The 16,038-nt window shown below is 41.8% G+C and carries 13 protein-coding genes; 11 read left to right on the top strand and 2 right to left on the bottom strand.

Annotated features, from left to right (window positions below; genetic code table 11):
- Positions 1–2: 2 nt before the first annotated feature.
- From WKT01_RS01690 to feoB, 6 genes are all read left to right on the top strand, one after another.
- A complete protein-coding gene (locus WKT01_RS01690; RefSeq protein WP_270394793.1) occupies positions 3–323 on the top strand; it encodes a DUF1540 domain-containing protein in 321 nt (106 codons plus the stop codon).
- 170 nt (positions 324–493) lie between these two features.
- The gene (locus tag WKT01_RS01685) at positions 494–1,873 is read left to right on the top strand and encodes an AI-2E family transporter (protein WP_270394792.1); all 1,380 of its coding nucleotides are present in this window, start codon (positions 494–496) and stop codon (positions 1,871–1,873) included.
- Positions 1,851–2,774 (top strand): homoserine O-acetyltransferase MetA, encoded by a 924-nt coding sequence (metA, locus tag WKT01_RS01680; RefSeq protein WP_117975644.1) that lies wholly within the window; start codon positions 1,851–1,853, stop codon positions 2,772–2,774. The genes WKT01_RS01685 and metA overlap by 23 nt, the downstream gene beginning before the upstream one ends.
- Before the next feature lie 323 nt (positions 2,775–3,097).
- Positions 3,098–3,316 carry a cation transporter gene (locus WKT01_RS01675; RefSeq protein WP_059069885.1) on the top strand — a complete coding sequence of 73 codons (219 nt, stop codon included), beginning with the start codon at positions 3,098–3,100 and terminating at the stop codon, positions 3,314–3,316.
- Positions 3,317–3,412: 96 nt separating this feature from the next.
- On the top strand, positions 3,413–5,299 hold the full coding sequence (locus tag WKT01_RS01670) for a heavy metal translocating P-type ATPase (protein WP_340311331.1): 1,887 nt from the start codon (positions 3,413–3,415) through the stop codon (positions 5,297–5,299).
- A 99-nt stretch (positions 5,300–5,398) separates the two neighbouring features.
- Positions 5,399–7,729: a ferrous iron transport protein B gene (feoB, locus tag WKT01_RS01665; protein WP_340311330.1), complete on the top strand. Its 2,331-nt coding sequence runs from the start codon at positions 5,399–5,401 to the stop codon at positions 7,727–7,729.
- Between the two features lie 58 nt (positions 7,730–7,787).
- Here the strand turns inward: feoB and WKT01_RS01660 are convergent, their stop codons facing one another.
- Positions 7,788–8,156 (bottom strand): ArsR/SmtB family transcription factor, encoded by a 369-nt coding sequence (locus WKT01_RS01660; RefSeq protein ID WP_117975648.1) that lies wholly within the window; start codon positions 8,154–8,156, stop codon positions 7,788–7,790.
- 194 nt (positions 8,157–8,350) lie between these two features.
- On the opposite strand from WKT01_RS01660, the gene WKT01_RS01655 reads away from it, so the two are divergent.
- On the top strand, positions 8,351–8,860 hold the full coding sequence (locus WKT01_RS01655) for a cob(I)yrinic acid a,c-diamide adenosyltransferase (RefSeq protein ID WP_270394788.1): 510 nt from the start codon (positions 8,351–8,353) through the stop codon (positions 8,858–8,860).
- Positions 8,861–8,921: 61 nt separating this feature from the next.
- On the opposite strand, the gene WKT01_RS01650 is transcribed toward WKT01_RS01655, so the two are convergent.
- Positions 8,922–10,274, bottom strand: coding sequence for a dicarboxylate/amino acid:cation symporter (locus WKT01_RS01650; protein WP_267304272.1), 1,353 nt, complete (start codon positions 10,272–10,274; stop codon positions 8,922–8,924).
- A gap of 345 nt (positions 10,275–10,619) precedes the next feature.
- On the opposite strand from WKT01_RS01650, the gene WKT01_RS01645 reads away from it, so the two are divergent.
- The 4 genes from WKT01_RS01645 (at position 10,620) to WKT01_RS01630 (ending at position 16,026) form a co-directional block, all read left to right on the top strand.
- Positions 10,620–12,134, top strand: a complete 1,515-nt coding sequence (locus WKT01_RS01645) for a YjjG family noncanonical pyrimidine nucleotidase (protein WP_242866642.1) — start codon at positions 10,620–10,622, stop codon at positions 12,132–12,134.
- 19 nt (positions 12,135–12,153) lie between these two features.
- The gene (locus WKT01_RS01640) at positions 12,154–13,332 is read left to right on the top strand and encodes a PucR family transcriptional regulator (protein ID WP_059069872.1); all 1,179 of its coding nucleotides are present in this window, start codon (positions 12,154–12,156) and stop codon (positions 13,330–13,332) included.
- Between the two features lie 211 nt (positions 13,333–13,543).
- Positions 13,544–14,758, top strand: a complete 1,215-nt coding sequence (locus WKT01_RS01635) for a M20 family metallo-hydrolase (protein WP_059069870.1) — start codon at positions 13,544–13,546, stop codon at positions 14,756–14,758.
- The gene (locus WKT01_RS01630; protein ID WP_118977233.1) at positions 14,755–16,026 is read left to right on the top strand and encodes a dihydroorotase; all 1,272 of its coding nucleotides are present in this window, start codon (positions 14,755–14,757) and stop codon (positions 16,024–16,026) included. The genes WKT01_RS01635 and WKT01_RS01630 overlap by 4 nt, the downstream gene beginning before the upstream one ends.
- Positions 16,027–16,038: the final 12 nt, after the last annotated feature.

The following is a 16,038-nucleotide window of genomic DNA, read 5'->3' as shown; positions in this document are numbered from 1 at the left end:
TTATGCCAGAATTAAAATGTACTGTACAGACATGTGTACACAATAAGCAGTTTTTATGTGATCTGGACAAAATACAGGTCGGAGGAAACAGCGCGAAAACCGCCGGGGAGACTTGCTGCGACAGTTTCCAGGAGAGAAAAGAAGGAGGCAGCTATACAAACAGTATGAAAGCCCCTTCTGACTGTGCCTGCGTAGATTGTAAGGCGACAGAATGTATGTATAATGAAAGCTGCCAGTGCCATGCAGGTAAGATCAGCGTAGAAGGCAGCAATGCCTGTCAATGCGAAGGGACAGAATGTGCGACATTTTCCTGCCGTGGCTGAGAAGGGTAAAATGTGTCCGGTTCGGACCGCATAGATATGAAAAAGCATTTGTAAAAAGAGATAGTGAAAAGGGGATTTTCTGTTGGAGGAAGATCCCTTTTTCTTATATTGACGCATCCTTATATAAGGCGTTATAATAATACGTACATATTAGGAAAGGTGGGCAATAAATGATAGAAGAGACACAAAAGGATGCCCAAAAAGAAGAGGCTCCCAACAGTGGATATTACATAAAACAGCCGGTATTGAAGAAGAAAGGATCTTCTAAGCTCAGGCAACAGTTTGGAAAGGGAATGACGTTTTTTATTGTGATTGCTACATGCATCCTTTTTTATTTTGCGCTTCTCCGCCTTACAGTTATTTCTGATATACTTGCGAAGGTTATCCATGTGCTGAAACCGATCATTTATGGTCTGGCGATCGCGTATCTTTTGAATCCAATCGTAAATATCGTGGACAGACATTTACTGCCTGTAATAAAAAAACGATTTCCTCATTTTAAGAAAAAAGAATCGTTCGTAAGAGCAATCGGGATCATGACAGGGTTGCTTCTGCTCATCGCAATAGTAGTAACTTTGTTTAATATGATGATACCGGAATTATACCGAAGTATACGGGATATGGTGCTTACAGTTCCGAGCCAGATGAACCACTTCCTGGAATCTTTTGCCCAGATGAATTCGGAAAATTCGACGATAGGAAAGTTCGCGGCGGAAGTGCTGGAGGAAGCAGCGAAGTTTTTACAGAACTGGATGCGCACAGATCTATTAGAACAGGTGAATGTAGTCATGTCCGGTTTGACGGTAGGCGTTATCAACATTATAAGCGAGATACTCAACATTGTGATCGGAATGATCGTTTCTGTATATGTGCTGTTCAGCAAAGAAAAATTTTCCAGACAGTGTAAAAAAATCATATATGCACTGTTTAAACCTGCAAATGCGAATATGATCCTTCACCTGACAATTAAAAGCAATCAGATTTTCGGTGGATTTATCATAGGGAAAATCATAGATTCCGCTATCATCGGCGTGCTTTGTTTCTTAGGCTTATCTGTTTTGGATATGCCCTATACGATGCTGGTCAGCGTTATTGTAGGAGTGACAAATGTAATTCCGTTTTTCGGTCCCTATATTGGGGCGATTCCAAGTGCACTGTTGATCTTATTGTCGGATCCTAAAATGGGAATCTATTTTATTATCTTTATACTGTGTCTACAACAATTGGATGGAAATATTATCGGACCAAAGATACTTGGGGATTCAACGGGACTGTCCGCTTTTTGGGTTGTATTTTCCATACTGCTGGGAGGAGGCATGTTTGGTTTCCTGGGAATGATACTGGGAGTTCCGACATTTGCCGTGATTTATTACATTGTTAAAATGATTGTCAACAACAGATTGGAGCGCAAGGAATTTCCTACGGATACGGACTGTTATGATAAGTTCAGTTATATAGATTCTGATGGCACATATGTACATGCTGATGAAAATGAGATGAAAAACGAGGAAAGAGGAGAAGATAGACATGCCGATTCGAGTACAAAATGATTTGCCGGTAAAAGAGATACTGGAGCAGGAAAATATATTTGTGATGGATGAATATCGCGCCGCACATCAGGATATCCGTCCGATCAGCATAGGGCTTCTGAATCTCATGCCGTTAAAAGAAGATACAGAACTACAAATCTTGCGTTCTCTTTCGAATACTCCGCTGCAGGTGGATGTGACATTTGTGCGGGTATCGAGCCATGTATCGAAAAATACATCTACCAGCCATATTTATAAATTTTATGAATCTTTTGAAGAGATTAAACGGCAGAAATTCGATGGTTTTATTATTACAGGCGCACCGGTGGAACTGCTGCCCTTTGAGGAGGTAGATTACTGGGAAGAACTAAAAGAAATCATGGAGTGGACGACAACAAATGTGACTTCCACGCTGCATTTGTGCTGGGGAGCACAGGCCGGAGTGTATTATCATTATGGAATCGACAAAGTAAAGCTTCCGCAGAAAAAGTTCGGCGTATTTAAGCACCATGTAAGAAACAGAAAGATTCCGCTTGTCAGAGGATTTGATGATGTATTCTATGCGCCCCATTCCAGACACACGACGGTTCCGGAAGAACTTTTGGAGAAAGATGAAAGAATTACGATCCTGGCTGATTCAAAGGAGGCAGGTGTGTTCTTATGTATGGCAGAGGACGGGCGAAAAATCTTTGTTATGGGGCACCCGGAATATGACCGGATGACGCTGGATGGGGAGTATAAGAGGGATAAGGCAAAGGGAATGGATATTCAAGTTCCTGTTAATTATTATCCGGATGGAGATCCAGAACAAAAGCCGCTTCTTACATGGAGAGCATGCGCAAATAATCTATATACAAACTGGCTCAATTATTATGTATACCAGGTTACGCCGTACGATCTGTACGGAACACCTAGTTTTTAACAGATGGGGAAAGGGAATGAATTGTCCTAAATGTAATTCTCCAAATCAGGAAGAGTTTTGTAAAAATTGCAAAAAATGAAATAGGAGAGAGGGTATCGCACAATCATTTGATGATTTTGCGGCACCCTCTTTCAATATACATGTTTTACATAGTATATTGGTAATTCTCTCGTTATAAGACTTGACTAAAAAGATAGTATCCAAAATATTTTCATATTAAGATTGACATTTTAAAAAATCAGGAGTATTATATAAACATAAAGATTAAACACATATTTAATTGTTCAATAAAACATATCTTTAAGATGAAAGGAGTATTTATCATGAAAAAGACATACAAGATCGAGGTAGACTGTGCAAACTGCGCGAATCTGATGGAGGATGCGGCAAAGAAAACGGCAGGCGTTGCAGATGCGACGGTTAACTTTATGACACAGAAAATGATCGTAGAGTTCGAGGAGGGGCAGGAGCCAAAGACAGTTATGAAAACGGTTTTGAAAGCCTGCAAAAAGGTAGAACCGGATTGTGAAATCGAATTTTAAAATTTTTGCACCCTTGCGCATTACGGTCAGGGTGCAAATTTATGAAGTAGATATGAAAAATTAAACAAATGTATAATCCAATAGGAGGATATGATCATGAATAGGAAACAGAAGAAAATGCTGATCCGGATTATCATTTCAGCTGTTATGGTTATTATATTGAATTTTATACCGGTAACAGGAATTGCAGAATTAGCTCTTTATCTGTTGGTATATTTGATCATAGGGTATGATATTTTAAAAAAGGCCGGAAAAGGCATTTGGAATCGCAGGGTTTTTGATGAGAATTTTTTGATGGCAGTAGCGACTGTGGGGGCATTTGCTTTGGCAATCTATGCGCGAAGCGGAGACTATAATGAAGCGATCGCTGTTATGCTGTTTTATCAGATAGGCGAGTTGTTCCAGAGTTATGCAGTTGGAAAAAGCCGCAGAAATATCAGTGCATTGATGGATATACGTCCGGATTATGCTAATGTAGAACGAGAAGGAAAGCTGGAAAAAGTGGATCCGGATGAAGTGAGTATTGATAGTATGATCGTAGTGCAGCCGGGAGAAAAAGTACCGTTGGACGGGATTGTTATAGAAGGAAGCTCCAGTTTGAATACAAGCGCTCTGACAGGAGAAAGTATACCCCGGGATGTACGGCAAGGAGATGAGATCATCAGTGGATGCATCAATATGACAGGTGTATTAAAAATCCAGACGACAAAGGCGTTTGAAGAATCTACGGTATCTAAAATATTAGAACTTGTGGAAAATTCCAGTTCCAGAAAATCAAAATCAGAGAATTTTATTTCGAAATTTGCAAAAGTGTATACTCCGGCCGTATGTTATGGCGCGTTAGCACTGGCAGTTCTGCCGCCTCTTATACAGATCTTATTTTTAGGGCAGGCGGCACAGTGGGGCATATGGATATATCGGGCGCTTACATTTCTGGTCATTAGCTGTCCATGCGCGTTGGTCATCAGTATTCCACTTAGTTTCTTTGCAGGAATAGGAGGAGCGAGCAAGGAAGGGATTTTGATTAAAGGTTCTAACTATATGGAAACATTATCACAGGCAAAATGTGTAGTGTTTGATAAAACAGGTACTTTGACACAGGGGGTGTTTGAAGTAAGCGCTGTACACCACAATGAGATGGAAGAAAAAAAACTGTTGGAATATGCGGCACTTGCTGAGTGTGCATCCTCACATCCAATCAGTAAGAGTCTTCAGAAAGCATATGGAAAGGAAATTGACCGAAGCAGAGTCTCAGACATACAGGAGATCAGCGGATATGGGATACTTGCCACAGTAGATGGACAGGAGGTCGCTGCCGGCAACAGCAGGCTGATGGAAAGGCTGCATGTGAAGTATCGTGAATGTCATAAAGTGGGCACGATCATCCACATGGCGGTCAACGGAGAATATGCAGGACATATTGTGATTTCTGATATCATAAAAGAACACGCCAAAGAGGCGGTAGCGGCTTTGCGAAAAGCCGGTATCAAAAAAACAGTCATGCTTACCGGAGATACAAAGCGTGTAGCGGAACAAGTAGCAGAGACTTTGGGGATAGACAAAGTATATAGTGAATTGCTTCCGGGAGATAAAGTGGAAAAAGTAGAAGAATTGCTCCTGGAGAATGCCGGAAAAGATACATTGGCTTTTGTGGGAGACGGTATCAATGACGCACCTGTTTTGACTCGTGCGGATATCGGGATCGCTATGGGTGGTATGGGATCGGACGCGGCAATCGAAGCGGCAGATGTCGTCTTGATGGATGATGATCCGCTGAAAATTTCTAAAGCGATCAAAATCTCTAGAAAATGTTTGCGGATCGTATATCAGAATATTATATTTGCATTGGTTGTGAAATTTGCCTGTCTAGGACTTGGGGCAGTTGGCCTTGCAAATATGTGGCTTGCAATTTTTGCCGACGTAGGCGTTATGGTCATTGCGATCTTAAATGCGATCAGGACGCTTAGGGTCCATCATTTATAAATAGGATAAAAATTATTGTAAAGCAGCGGTTTTTCACCGCTGCTTTACTTTTGGGCAAAGATTAGGTAAACTATTAGAGGGAAAGAGGAGGAGGACAAAATGAAGTTAAGTGAATTAGCTATTGGAAAGACTGCGACCATACAGACTGTCGGTGGTTCGGGAGCTCTGCGCCAGCACTTTTTGGATATGGGGCTCATACAGGGGACAGAGGTGACAGTCGTAAAATATGCTCCTATGGGAGATCCTGTGGAACTTAGAATACATGGATATGAATTAACGATCCGTTTAGAGGATGCAAAAAATATTGAAATAGGTGAACCACACAAACCTAGAATGATAAAAAAGAAAACAGTGGGACGAGAAAAGCATCATCCAGGATATGGAGAAGGTGGAAAATTCCATAATAGAAAAGGTGAAAACCCTCTGCCGGATGACGAAACGCTTACATTTGCCCTGGTAGGAAATCAGAACTGCGGAAAGACAACTCTTTTTAACCAACTGACTGGTTCCAAACAGCATGTGGGAAATTTTCCCGGTGTTACGGTCGACCGTAAAGACGGTGTGATAAAAGGACATGAAAATACTTTGATCACAGATTTGCCGGGAATTTATTCTATGTCTCCGTACAGCAGTGAAGAAATCGTAACAAGAGAATTTGTGATCCGAGAAAAGCCTAAAGGAATCATCAATATCGTGGATGCGACTAATATAGAACGGAATCTCTATCTGACCATGCAGCTTTTGGAATTGGGTTTCCCGATGGTCGTGGCGCTGAATATGATGGATGAATTGCGGGAAAATGATGGTTCGGTCCTTGTAAATGAGATGGAGGCAGCGTTAGGCGTGCCGGTGGTTCCTATTTCAGCGGCAAAAGGAGAGGGAATCGAGGAATTGGTCCGCCATGCAATCCATGTGGCAAAATATCAGGAATGTCCTCTGGATACGGATTTCTGCAAAAGAGAAGAAGGGATCCACAGAGGGATCCATGCAGTGATGCATTTGATCGAGGATCATGCTGAAAAATCAGAAATACCTGTACGTTTTGCAGCAAGCAAGGTCATGGAAGGGGACAAAAAAATTCTGGACCAACTGAGAATGACAGCTCAGGAGAACCATATTTTAGAAGAAATCGCCAGTCAGACAGAAGCAGAAACAGGCTTGGATCGTGCAGCAGCTGTAGCACAGATGCGCTTTGATTACATAGAAGAAATATGCAGTGAAGCGGTTATAAAGCCAAAAGAAAGCAAGGAACGGGCTAGAAGCCTGAAGGTGGATCGGATTTTGACCGGGAAATATACAGGAATTCCTGCGTTTATCGGTATTATGGGTATGGTATTTTGGCTGACATTTAATGTGATCGGCGCTTTTCTGCAGGGGATTTTAGAAGCTGGGATCACAGTACTTACCGAAATGGCAGATGGGGCCATGCAGGCGGCACATGTAAATACAGTGGTACGTTCTCTTGTGGTGGACGGAATTTTTAATGGAGTCGGTGGAGTACTCAGTTTTCTTCCGATCATTGTAACATTGTTTTTGTTCTTGTCTTTGCTAGAAGACAGCGGATACATGGCACGTGTCGCATTTATCATGGATAAATTACTTAGAAAATTAGGACTTTCGGGACGCAGTATTGTTCCGATGCTGATTGGATTTGGATGTACGGTTCCGGGAGTTATGGCAAGCCGTACGCTTCCATCAGAACGGGATAGAAAGATGACGATCCTGTTGACACCATTTATGAGCTGTACTGCGAAATTGCCGATCTACGCATTTTTTACAGCAGCATTTTTCCCAGAGCATGGAGCACTTGTCATGATCAGTCTTTATATATTTGGCATTATGATGGGGATCCTCATGGCATTGATCTTCAAGAAGACTGCTTTTAAGGGCGAAGCAGTTCCCTTTGTTATGGAGCTTCCGAATTATCGTATGCCTGGAGTGAAAAATGTACTGCATTTATTATGGGAGAAAGCTAAAGATTTTTTACAGAGAGCGTTTACAGTTATTTTCATTGCAACAATCGTCATCTGGTTCCTGCAAAATTTCGATACCGGTCTGAATATGGTGTCGGATTCTCAAAATAGTATTCTTGCAATGGCGGCAGGAGTACTTGCGCCAATTTTTATTCCGGTTGGTTTTGGGGACTGGCGGATCGCGACAGCGCTGATCTCCGGTTTCATGGCTAAAGAAAGTGTTGTATCGTCTTTGACGGTATTATTTGGAAGTACTGCACTTTTGCAGAGCAGTCTTACTTTGGCAGGAGCAGGTTCGCTTCTTGTGTTCTGTCTGCTGTATACTCCTTGTGTGGCGGCAATCGCTTCTGTAAAGAGAGAATTGGGCGGGAAATGGGCTGCTGCCATGGTCATAGGACAGTGCGTGATCGCATGGCTTGCAGCGTTTGTGGTATACCATGTTGGCATGATGTTTTAGAGAAAAGGAGCAGGTGAGCACCCTGCTCCTTTTCCGTTTATAGTATAGAGATGCCACTTTAGACCTCTCCTTTGATACAGGAGATCTCCATCATTTGTTCGATCATATGGTGGAGAGTCTGTGCCTTTTTTGAGTTGCTTGCTCGATAATATGTTTCTTTCCCATCTCGATGGGATTCAAGAAGTCCGCTGGAACGCAGGAGGCGAAGGTGATGAGCGACAGCCGGACTGCTCATATGCATCATGGCAGAAATATTGATTACACATTCTTCACAATGACATAGGATCCAAAAAATACGGAGCCGTGTAGGATCGCTTAACTGTTTGAAAATATCGGCAATGATCTGAAAGTATTCCGCCTCCGGCATGTGTTTTAGGAGCTGCTCTCTGGATTGTCCGTGCTGGTGAGGTAAAGTATATTGTTCCATAAAAATTCCTCCTTTATATATAGTTTAACATACAATACTTTTTTTAGAAATAAATATGCAATATTCTATGAAGGATCCAGACTCCCTGGATATTCTCCTTTTATTTTTCGGTTAGGAATGGTATGTTTATTATATAGATGGATATGTATTTTGAAGAAAGGACAGGCTTATAAAATATGGAGAAGGACAAAGGGTTGATTCACGTATATTTTGGAAATGGAAAAGGAAAGACAACAGCGGCTATGGGATTATGTGCCCGGGCTGCCGGATATGGATATAGAGTATTGATCTACCAGTTTATGAAGGATAACAAAACCAGTGAAAGAAATATATTAAAGCTGTCTGAGAATATAACGCTCCTGCCTGGATTAGAGAAGGAAAAATTCAGTGCTTATCTGACAGAAGAAGAGAGAAGAGAGAGAAAGATATTTTACGCCGATCAATTTGAAAGGATGACAAAGCAGGCGGAGGGATACGACGTATTGTTTATGGATGAGATCATCTATGCAATACAGGCAGAACTTCTGGAGGAAGATAAGATCATAGAGTATCTGAAAAGGAAACCAAAGCATCTGGAAATCATACTGACAGGAAACCGCCCAAGCATGGAACTGCTGGATATGGCAGATTATGCTACAGAAATGAAAAAGATAAAACATCCCTTTGATAAGGGGATAAAGGCAAGAATGGGAATTGAACGATAGGTATTTTTGTATAAAAGCATCCGAAAAATGTAGAGAAATTTCGGATGCTTTTTAATAGATTTTATTTTACTTTACTGTTATAGATGTCTTTGTTCAAGAGTCCTTCTGTTTTGGCGACATAGATACAGGTACAGGAATCGCCTACTGTGTTTAAAGAAGTCACGAGCATTTCGATAGGACGATTGATCGCCAGTATCAGGCTATATGCCAAAAGCGCTGCGTCGTTTGTAAAGCCAACACCAGACAGAATAGTAAAAAGAACGATTGCTCCGGCTCCAGGCGCAGCCGGTGTTCCGGCTGAACATAACATTGCCATTACTGAAATCATGATCAGTATAGGAACTGTAACATGCGACCCGGAACATCCGGCAATAAACAATGTCGCTATCACCTGCATGATGGCAGTACCGTTCATGTTGATCGTCATACCAAGAGGGAGGACAAAGGAAGCAATTTTTTCATCTACCCCCAACTCTGTGGTCGTTGTTTTTAAATTAAGAGGAAGAGTAGCGGCGCTTGAAGAAGTAGAAAAACCGAACATTGCGACCTTGGAAATTTTTTTGATAAAAGGGATCGGATTTAATTGAGTCCCAAAACGTATGAGCAGGGAATAACCGGCAAAAAGGTATGTAAGAAGCAGGATAACGGTCGTCACTACATAGATCAATGCCGGACGCAGATAGTGGATCCCATATGTGGCAAATGTTCTCGAAAGAAGTGCGAAAATAGCAAACGGTCCCATTTTTGTTACTACGAAATTTAAGAAAACAACCACTATATCATTTATTTCTTGAAATAACTTGCTTAAGGTATTTGTTTTTTCTTTTCCCAGTACATTCATGCACAGTCCTACTGCGACAGCTAGAAATACAACAGCGAGTACAGCTGTGTTGTCACTGAATACAGCTGTGATATTAAGGGGAACAGCGTTTAAAATAACAAGCAGAGGGTTGGAACCGACAGAACCTTTGGAAACAGAAAGTCCGGTAATATTGGCGCTGAAAAGACCGCTGCGATAAAGAAACATACCGACTGTGCCTGCTAGGAGCAGCGCAAAGAAATAGCATAGCAAGAACCAGGCGATTGTTTTAAAAGAGATGCGGCCCAGTGTTCGCGTATCTGAGATTGTGCCGATAGCAAGAGCAATAGAAGTAAAGATCATGGGGATGATAACAAGCTGCAAGGCGCGGATGAACATCTGTCCGATTATATAGAACAGACCAATAGCATTAGAGGCTCCTTCAGCAGATATATCTTGGAAGAAGATACTATTGATCATATTCCAGATATTTGCATTGCCGGTAGCATTTAATGTTTCTCTTAGCCATATAAAGAAAAAGCCCGCGATAATACCAAGCACGAGAGCAATGACAATTCTTCGTGCCAGAGAATGTATTGATTTTTGATTTTGCATAGTTTCAATCCTCCTTCTGAAATGGAATACATTGTCAGAAAAAGCGCCTTTTCTTAAGGGGTCTATTGTGCACCAAGATATATATGATCATCTTATCGAATAAAACTTACGTTTACAATTGTCAGGAAGACAAAAAAACGATAGAAATTTTGTCGTTTTTAACAAAGATAGTATTCTTCTTATATATTATATTTTTAATATATAAGAAGAATTGAAAGAAAATAAAGAAAATAAAGAAAATGATTGACAAGATCAAAATGATAGTGTAGAATATGTTTTTCCTCTAAAAAAGAGAGAAAAATATATAGAATAAAATAAAATAGTCTGTCAATTGGAGGTAATGAGATGTACAGCAGTATGGAGACAATAGGATTTTCAACGTATTTTAATGATGTGGTAAATTATTTCTATGAAGATGAAAAGCTCGTAGCACATCTGGGGAAAAAGCTGGGATTTGATGTTAGCCGGGATATGTTTTTGGGAGTGGTGTTTCTCTATCCTTCTACAGAACAAGGAACATTTGAAGAAAAAGAAAAATTAAAAGAGCATTTGACAGGGATGTGTGCACTGCCGGCTGTCAATAGAGCCGCCGCTGCGAATCAGATGTTTTATGTGGACAATGGGGTAGCGACTTTTTTAGTAGGACATACAAAGGACGAACTGTCCGAAATTCTTCCGGCGTTTAAAAAAGAAGCAGCAGCTCGTTTAGAGACATTGGGAGTCGATAAAAAAGTACGAGTAGGGATAGGGCTTCCTGAAAAAGGGATATCTGGGATCAAACGTACATATACGTATGCCATGAAGGCGGTCAAGGCAGGCGAGATCTTCAAAAAAGAGAGGGTTTTCTTAGACTATATGGGAATGGAAATTTATAGTTCTATCAATGCAATGGTGACTAGTTATGGCAAGCAGATCACAGATATTGTCTTTAGCCAACTGGGAGACATAGAGATCCGTGTACTTGCGAAGTACTATAAGTGCAAAGAAGATATAGATATGACGGCGAAGGTGCTGGATATTCCCTCTGATCTGGTGAGAGAATATCTTGCGAATGTAAAAAAATCGACGGGGTTGGATGTACATGATACAGAAGACAGTTTTAAACTTCATTTGCTGATGATCGCGAAGAAAGTGTTGGATACAAATAAAAAAATAGATAAGATGAAAGCATCGAATCGGTATACTTGCCTCCTGTTGGATGTTGATGACACACTTCTGGATTTTCAGGCAAATGAAAAAGAAGCCTTTGCGCATGTATTAAAGAGTTATGGGTATGAAGATGCACTCTCTTATCTTCCGGTATATAAAAAGATCAACGATAGGCTGTGGAAGGAATACGAGCAGGGAAAGATAGAAAAGGAAGAGATTCTAAATACGAGATTTGCGAAGACAATGCAGGAATTTGGACAAGAGATCGATGGAAAGGAGTGGGAGACAAAATACCGTTCCTGTTTAAATGAAGGTACGCAGATGATCGAAGATGCAGAAGAAATCTGCCAGTGGCTGCAGGGAAGGTACCGCTTATTTATCATCAGTAACGGAGTGGCAAAGACGCAGAAGAAACGTCTGAAAGCTGCGGGGCTTGACAAGTATTTTGAGCAGATCTTTGTTTCAGAGGAAGTGGGGGCGCAGAAACCGTCTAAAGAATTTTTTACATATGTGGAAAAACATATTCCGGAATTTGATAAGGACAAGGCATTGATCATCGGAGATTCATACAGCTCTGATATAAAAGGCGGGCTGGAATATGGGATCGATACATGCTGGTTTATTAAAGAAGGGGAAAAAGAACAGGTGCAGGGAGAAAAAAGTACGTACAGGATCAGCAGATTAAAGCAGTTAAAAGATATATTAGAGTAAACACAGGGGTTGAAAGAAGATGGCAAAACTTAGAGAATTATTAGAGTTTAAGTCACTTAGAAACCTGGAGCTTGTTACAAACACGGAATGTCTGGATGTCAATGTGGGAACCGTGACTGTAATGGAGGTACCGGACGTGATCCAATGGCTGAAAGGCGATGACTTTTTAATAACCAGCCTCTATTCTATCGGGGATGATGAGGAAAAGCAGTGTCGGCTGCTCTATGATCTGTTGGAAACACGCAGCGCATGTCTGGCAATTAAAACCGGAAAATATGCACGCCGCATTTCAGATAAAATGATCGCAATCGCAGATAAAAATCATTTTCCACTGCTTCAGATCCCTTATGAAATGACATATATCGACATTATCATGGATGTTATGAATGTAATCATGACAGAAAACAATAGAAGGAAGATGCTGGGAAAATATTTGGCAGACATTATTTTTCATCCTGCGGAAAATGTGGATATATTTGAGGAAGAAGGACGGCTTCTGAATGTAGATGTTGAAAAGGATTGTTTCCAGGCACTTCTGATCAAAGCAGATACACAGGAGATGTATGAAGGTGGCAGGCGGCGGATGGTACAATTTGCGGCAGACAGACTTTCTGCGTTTGCGGAAAGCTTGTCAGAAGGATTGTACAGCAGTAACTTTGCGTTGGAGAAAGGAATCCTTTTTATACTGTACAGCAGACAGAAAAGTACGTTGAAACGATATCTTCCGTTTATTTTGACAGAAATGCAGGTGACACTAGATGATCTGGCTATACACGGAGGCTATCGGGTGGGAATCGGAACAGCGAACATGAAAGCAGCGGGTATCCGGTGTTCTTATGAAGAAGCTGTGCAGGCGCTTGAGTTGGGGCGGATCGTAGATAAGACAGCGAAGATACACACATTTTCTGATCTGGAATTATATAGCAGCCTGCGCAAGATGCTGCAGAATAGAGCAGAGAGTTTATTTTTACCTGTCTGGGAGAAATTGAAAAATCAAGAGTTAGTAGATACGTTGATCGTTTATTTTGAGTGTGATGGCAATATGGACGAGACAGCGAGTCGTATGCATACACATAAGAATACGATCAAATATCGCTTGCATAAGATAAAAGAACTCACAGGGCTGGATGTGAGATGTCAGGCAGATAATTTTAAATTGTATTTCATGGTATTGGAAAAAAAGCTCTGCGGCAGATAAGCAGATACGAACAAGAGAGTGGCCTTTTTGTCTAAATAAACAAAAAAGGCCGTTCTTTTTTTCTTGTGTGAACATAGCATTGTACGTGCTGTGCGGATATACTGTTTTCATAAAGAATTCGCTGTCGGATGGGACGAGGCATACATCTTTATATAGAAAGAAAAGCCTTTACATCGGTGCTTATGAAATGATAAAGTAGGAGGAGACAGATATGATACACAGCCGTAGAGATATACAGTATTGCGAGGAACTTTTTAAAAGCTTCTATAATATAGGCGCTACCGCGGACGGAGGTGTTACCCGCCTCGGCTATACGCAGACCGAGGACAGAATGCATGAGACTTTGATCGCAGATGGAAAACAGATGGGCTATATGGATGTAACAGACGAAGTGGGAAATACATATATCTGCAACAGCATGGAAGAAAATTACTATCTGATCGGCTCACATCTAGATTCTGTCGTAGAGGGTGGCAGATATGACGGGGTGGCAGGCGTGATCGCCGGAATGATGGTGCTCCGCTGGGCGAAGGAAGACGAGTTAAAAGTTCCTATCCGGGTGGGGGCTTTTCGCTGTGAGGAATCCAGTAATTTCGGATGTTGTACGATCGGAAGCGGACTAATCACAAAAGAAGCCTACAAGCAGGATATTGAAGGACTTTTATCAAAAGATGGAAAGCTTCTTGGGGATATTTTTGCAGAAAGAGGACTGCATATCCGACCGAAAAAGATTGAGGGTGTCAGACAATATTTAGAATTACACATTGAACAGGGAAAGGTATTAAAGGAGTGTCATACGCAACTTGGGATTGTCAGTACAATAGCAGGTCCTATCCGGTATAGTCTGTATTTCCATGGAATGGCAGAACATTCCGGAACAACGCCGATGATGATGCGAAATGATGCATTGTGTGCAGCTGCGGAAGTGATACTGGAAGTGGAACGGATCGGGCAAAGAGAATCTATGTATCAGTCTGTAGCAACCGTTGGGGTATTGTATAACAGACCAAACGCAATGAATGTGATCCCCGGAGAAGTGGAGATTGGGATTGACATAAGAGGAATCGATCCGGCAAGTCTTGACAGGATTGAAAGAGGCGTGTTAGACTCTGCAAGGGCTATATGTAGAAAACGTAAAGTACAGTTGATCGAAGAGAAGTTAAGCAGTATTCCGCCGATAGAGATGACAAAGGATCTTGCACTTAAACTGGAAAAAGCGGCTCGTGAACTTCAGATTTCGAATCGAGTCATGGTCAGTGGAGCCGGTCACGACGCGATGTCATTTGCGTCTGTCTGTGATACAGCAATGGTTTTTATACCATGTGACAAAGGAATCAGCCATAATAAAATGGAATTTGCCACAATTGAAGATATCTGTAACGGTGCGCGGGTAATATATGAACATATTAGGAGGGAGAATCAGTGATTTTAATTAAAAACGGCAGGGTGATCGACCCTAAAAGTGGAACAGATGAAACACTGGATATTTTGATAGAAGAAGGAAAGATTGCGGGGATCGGAAAATATAAACGCAGCAACGAGTATGAGCGTATTATCGAGGCAGAAGGGAAAATCGTGGCGCCGGGTCTGATCGATGTGCATGTGCATTTCCGTGATCCTGGACTGACTTATAAAGAAGATATTGAAAGCGGTGCGAAGGCCGCAGCAGCCGGCGGGTTTACAACTGTAGTGTGCATGGCGAACACAAAGCCGCCGGTGGATAATGCGGACACGCTTTCCTATGTGTTGGAGAAAGGAAAGAAGACGGGGATCCATGTGCTTTCTGTAGCAGCAGTGACAAAAGGAATGAAGGGAAAAGAACTGACAGATTTTGCCGAATTAAAGAAAGCAAAAGCGGTAGGTTTAAGTGACGACGGGATTCCGATCAAAGACAGCCGCCTTATGTACGAAGCTTTAAAAAGGGCGAAAGAAGAAGGTCTTGCAATCAGTCTCCATGAGGAAGATCCTGACTTTGTATTCCAGGCCGGGATCAATAAAGGAGCCGTCTCTGAGTCTCTTGGGATTGGAGGAGCCATGGCGCTTTCCGAGCAGCTTATGGTGGCAAGAGACTGCACGTTGGCACTGGAAACGGGGGCTAGGGTCAGTATTCAGCATGTGAGTTCGAAAATTGCAGTGGAATATATCAGGCTGGCACAGAAACTTGGTGCAGATGTGTGGGCAGAGGCGACGCCCCAGCATTTTTCATTGACAGAAAAGGACGCACTTGAGAAGAAAACTCTCGCAAAAGTGAATCCACCTTTGCGTACAGAAGATGACCGTTATGGGATCATAGAGGGATTAAAGGATGGGACGATACAGATCATCGCAACAGACCATGCGCCTCATTCCGCAGAAGAAAAAGACAGAGAGATCACGAAGGCGCCGAGTGGGATGATCGGATTGGAGACAGCCTTGGCTCTTGGCATAACAAATCTGGTCCGTACAGGAAGCCTGACTATGGAATATTTCCTGAAAAAAATGACGCTGAATCCGGCAGAACTGTATGGACTTGACAGCGGATATATAGCAGAGGGGGCACCGGCGGATCTTGTTATCTTTGATGAATTTGAGAAATGGAAGGTGGAAAAATTCCATTCCAGATCCAATAATTCACCTTTTATTGGAGAAGAACTGTACGGTAAAGTGAAATATACGATCTGCAGCGGCAGAGTCGTATATGAGGATAAAGAATAAAACAAGGAGGCT

The sequence above is a fragment of the Mediterraneibacter sp. ICN-202921 genome (assembly GCF_037890075.1).
Lineage (GTDB): Bacteria > Bacillota > Clostridia > Lachnospirales > Lachnospiraceae > Mediterraneibacter > Mediterraneibacter massiliensis.
Note: the sequence above shows the minus strand (reverse complement) of the source record. Positions and strands in the feature narration are given on the sequence as shown.

Coding starts and splice junctions, on each gene's coding strand:
- WKT01_RS01690 (WP_270394793.1), top strand. CDS start 3: ATGCCAGAATTAAAATGTACTGTACAGACATGTGTACACAATAAGCAG.
- WKT01_RS01685 (WP_270394792.1), top strand. CDS start 494: ATGATAGAAGAGACACAAAAGGATGCCCAAAAAGAAGAGGCTCCCAAC.
- metA (WP_117975644.1), top strand. CDS start 1,851: ATGCCGATTCGAGTACAAAATGATTTGCCGGTAAAAGAGATACTGGAG.
- WKT01_RS01675 (WP_059069885.1), top strand. CDS start 3,098: ATGAAAAAGACATACAAGATCGAGGTAGACTGTGCAAACTGCGCGAAT.
- WKT01_RS01670 (WP_340311331.1), top strand. CDS start 3,413: ATGAATAGGAAACAGAAGAAAATGCTGATCCGGATTATCATTTCAGCT.
- feoB (WP_340311330.1), top strand. CDS start 5,399: ATGAAGTTAAGTGAATTAGCTATTGGAAAGACTGCGACCATACAGACT.
- WKT01_RS01660 (WP_117975648.1), bottom strand. CDS start 8,156: ATGGAACAATATACTTTACCTCACCAGCACGGACAATCCAGAGAGCAG.
- WKT01_RS01650 (WP_267304272.1), bottom strand. CDS start 10,274: ATGCAAAATCAAAAATCAATACATTCTCTGGCACGAAGAATTGTCATT.
- WKT01_RS01645 (WP_242866642.1), top strand. CDS start 10,620: ATGTACAGCAGTATGGAGACAATAGGATTTTCAACGTATTTTAATGAT.
- WKT01_RS01640 (WP_059069872.1), top strand. CDS start 12,154: ATGGCAAAACTTAGAGAATTATTAGAGTTTAAGTCACTTAGAAACCTG.
- WKT01_RS01635 (WP_059069870.1), top strand. CDS start 13,544: ATGATACACAGCCGTAGAGATATACAGTATTGCGAGGAACTTTTTAAA.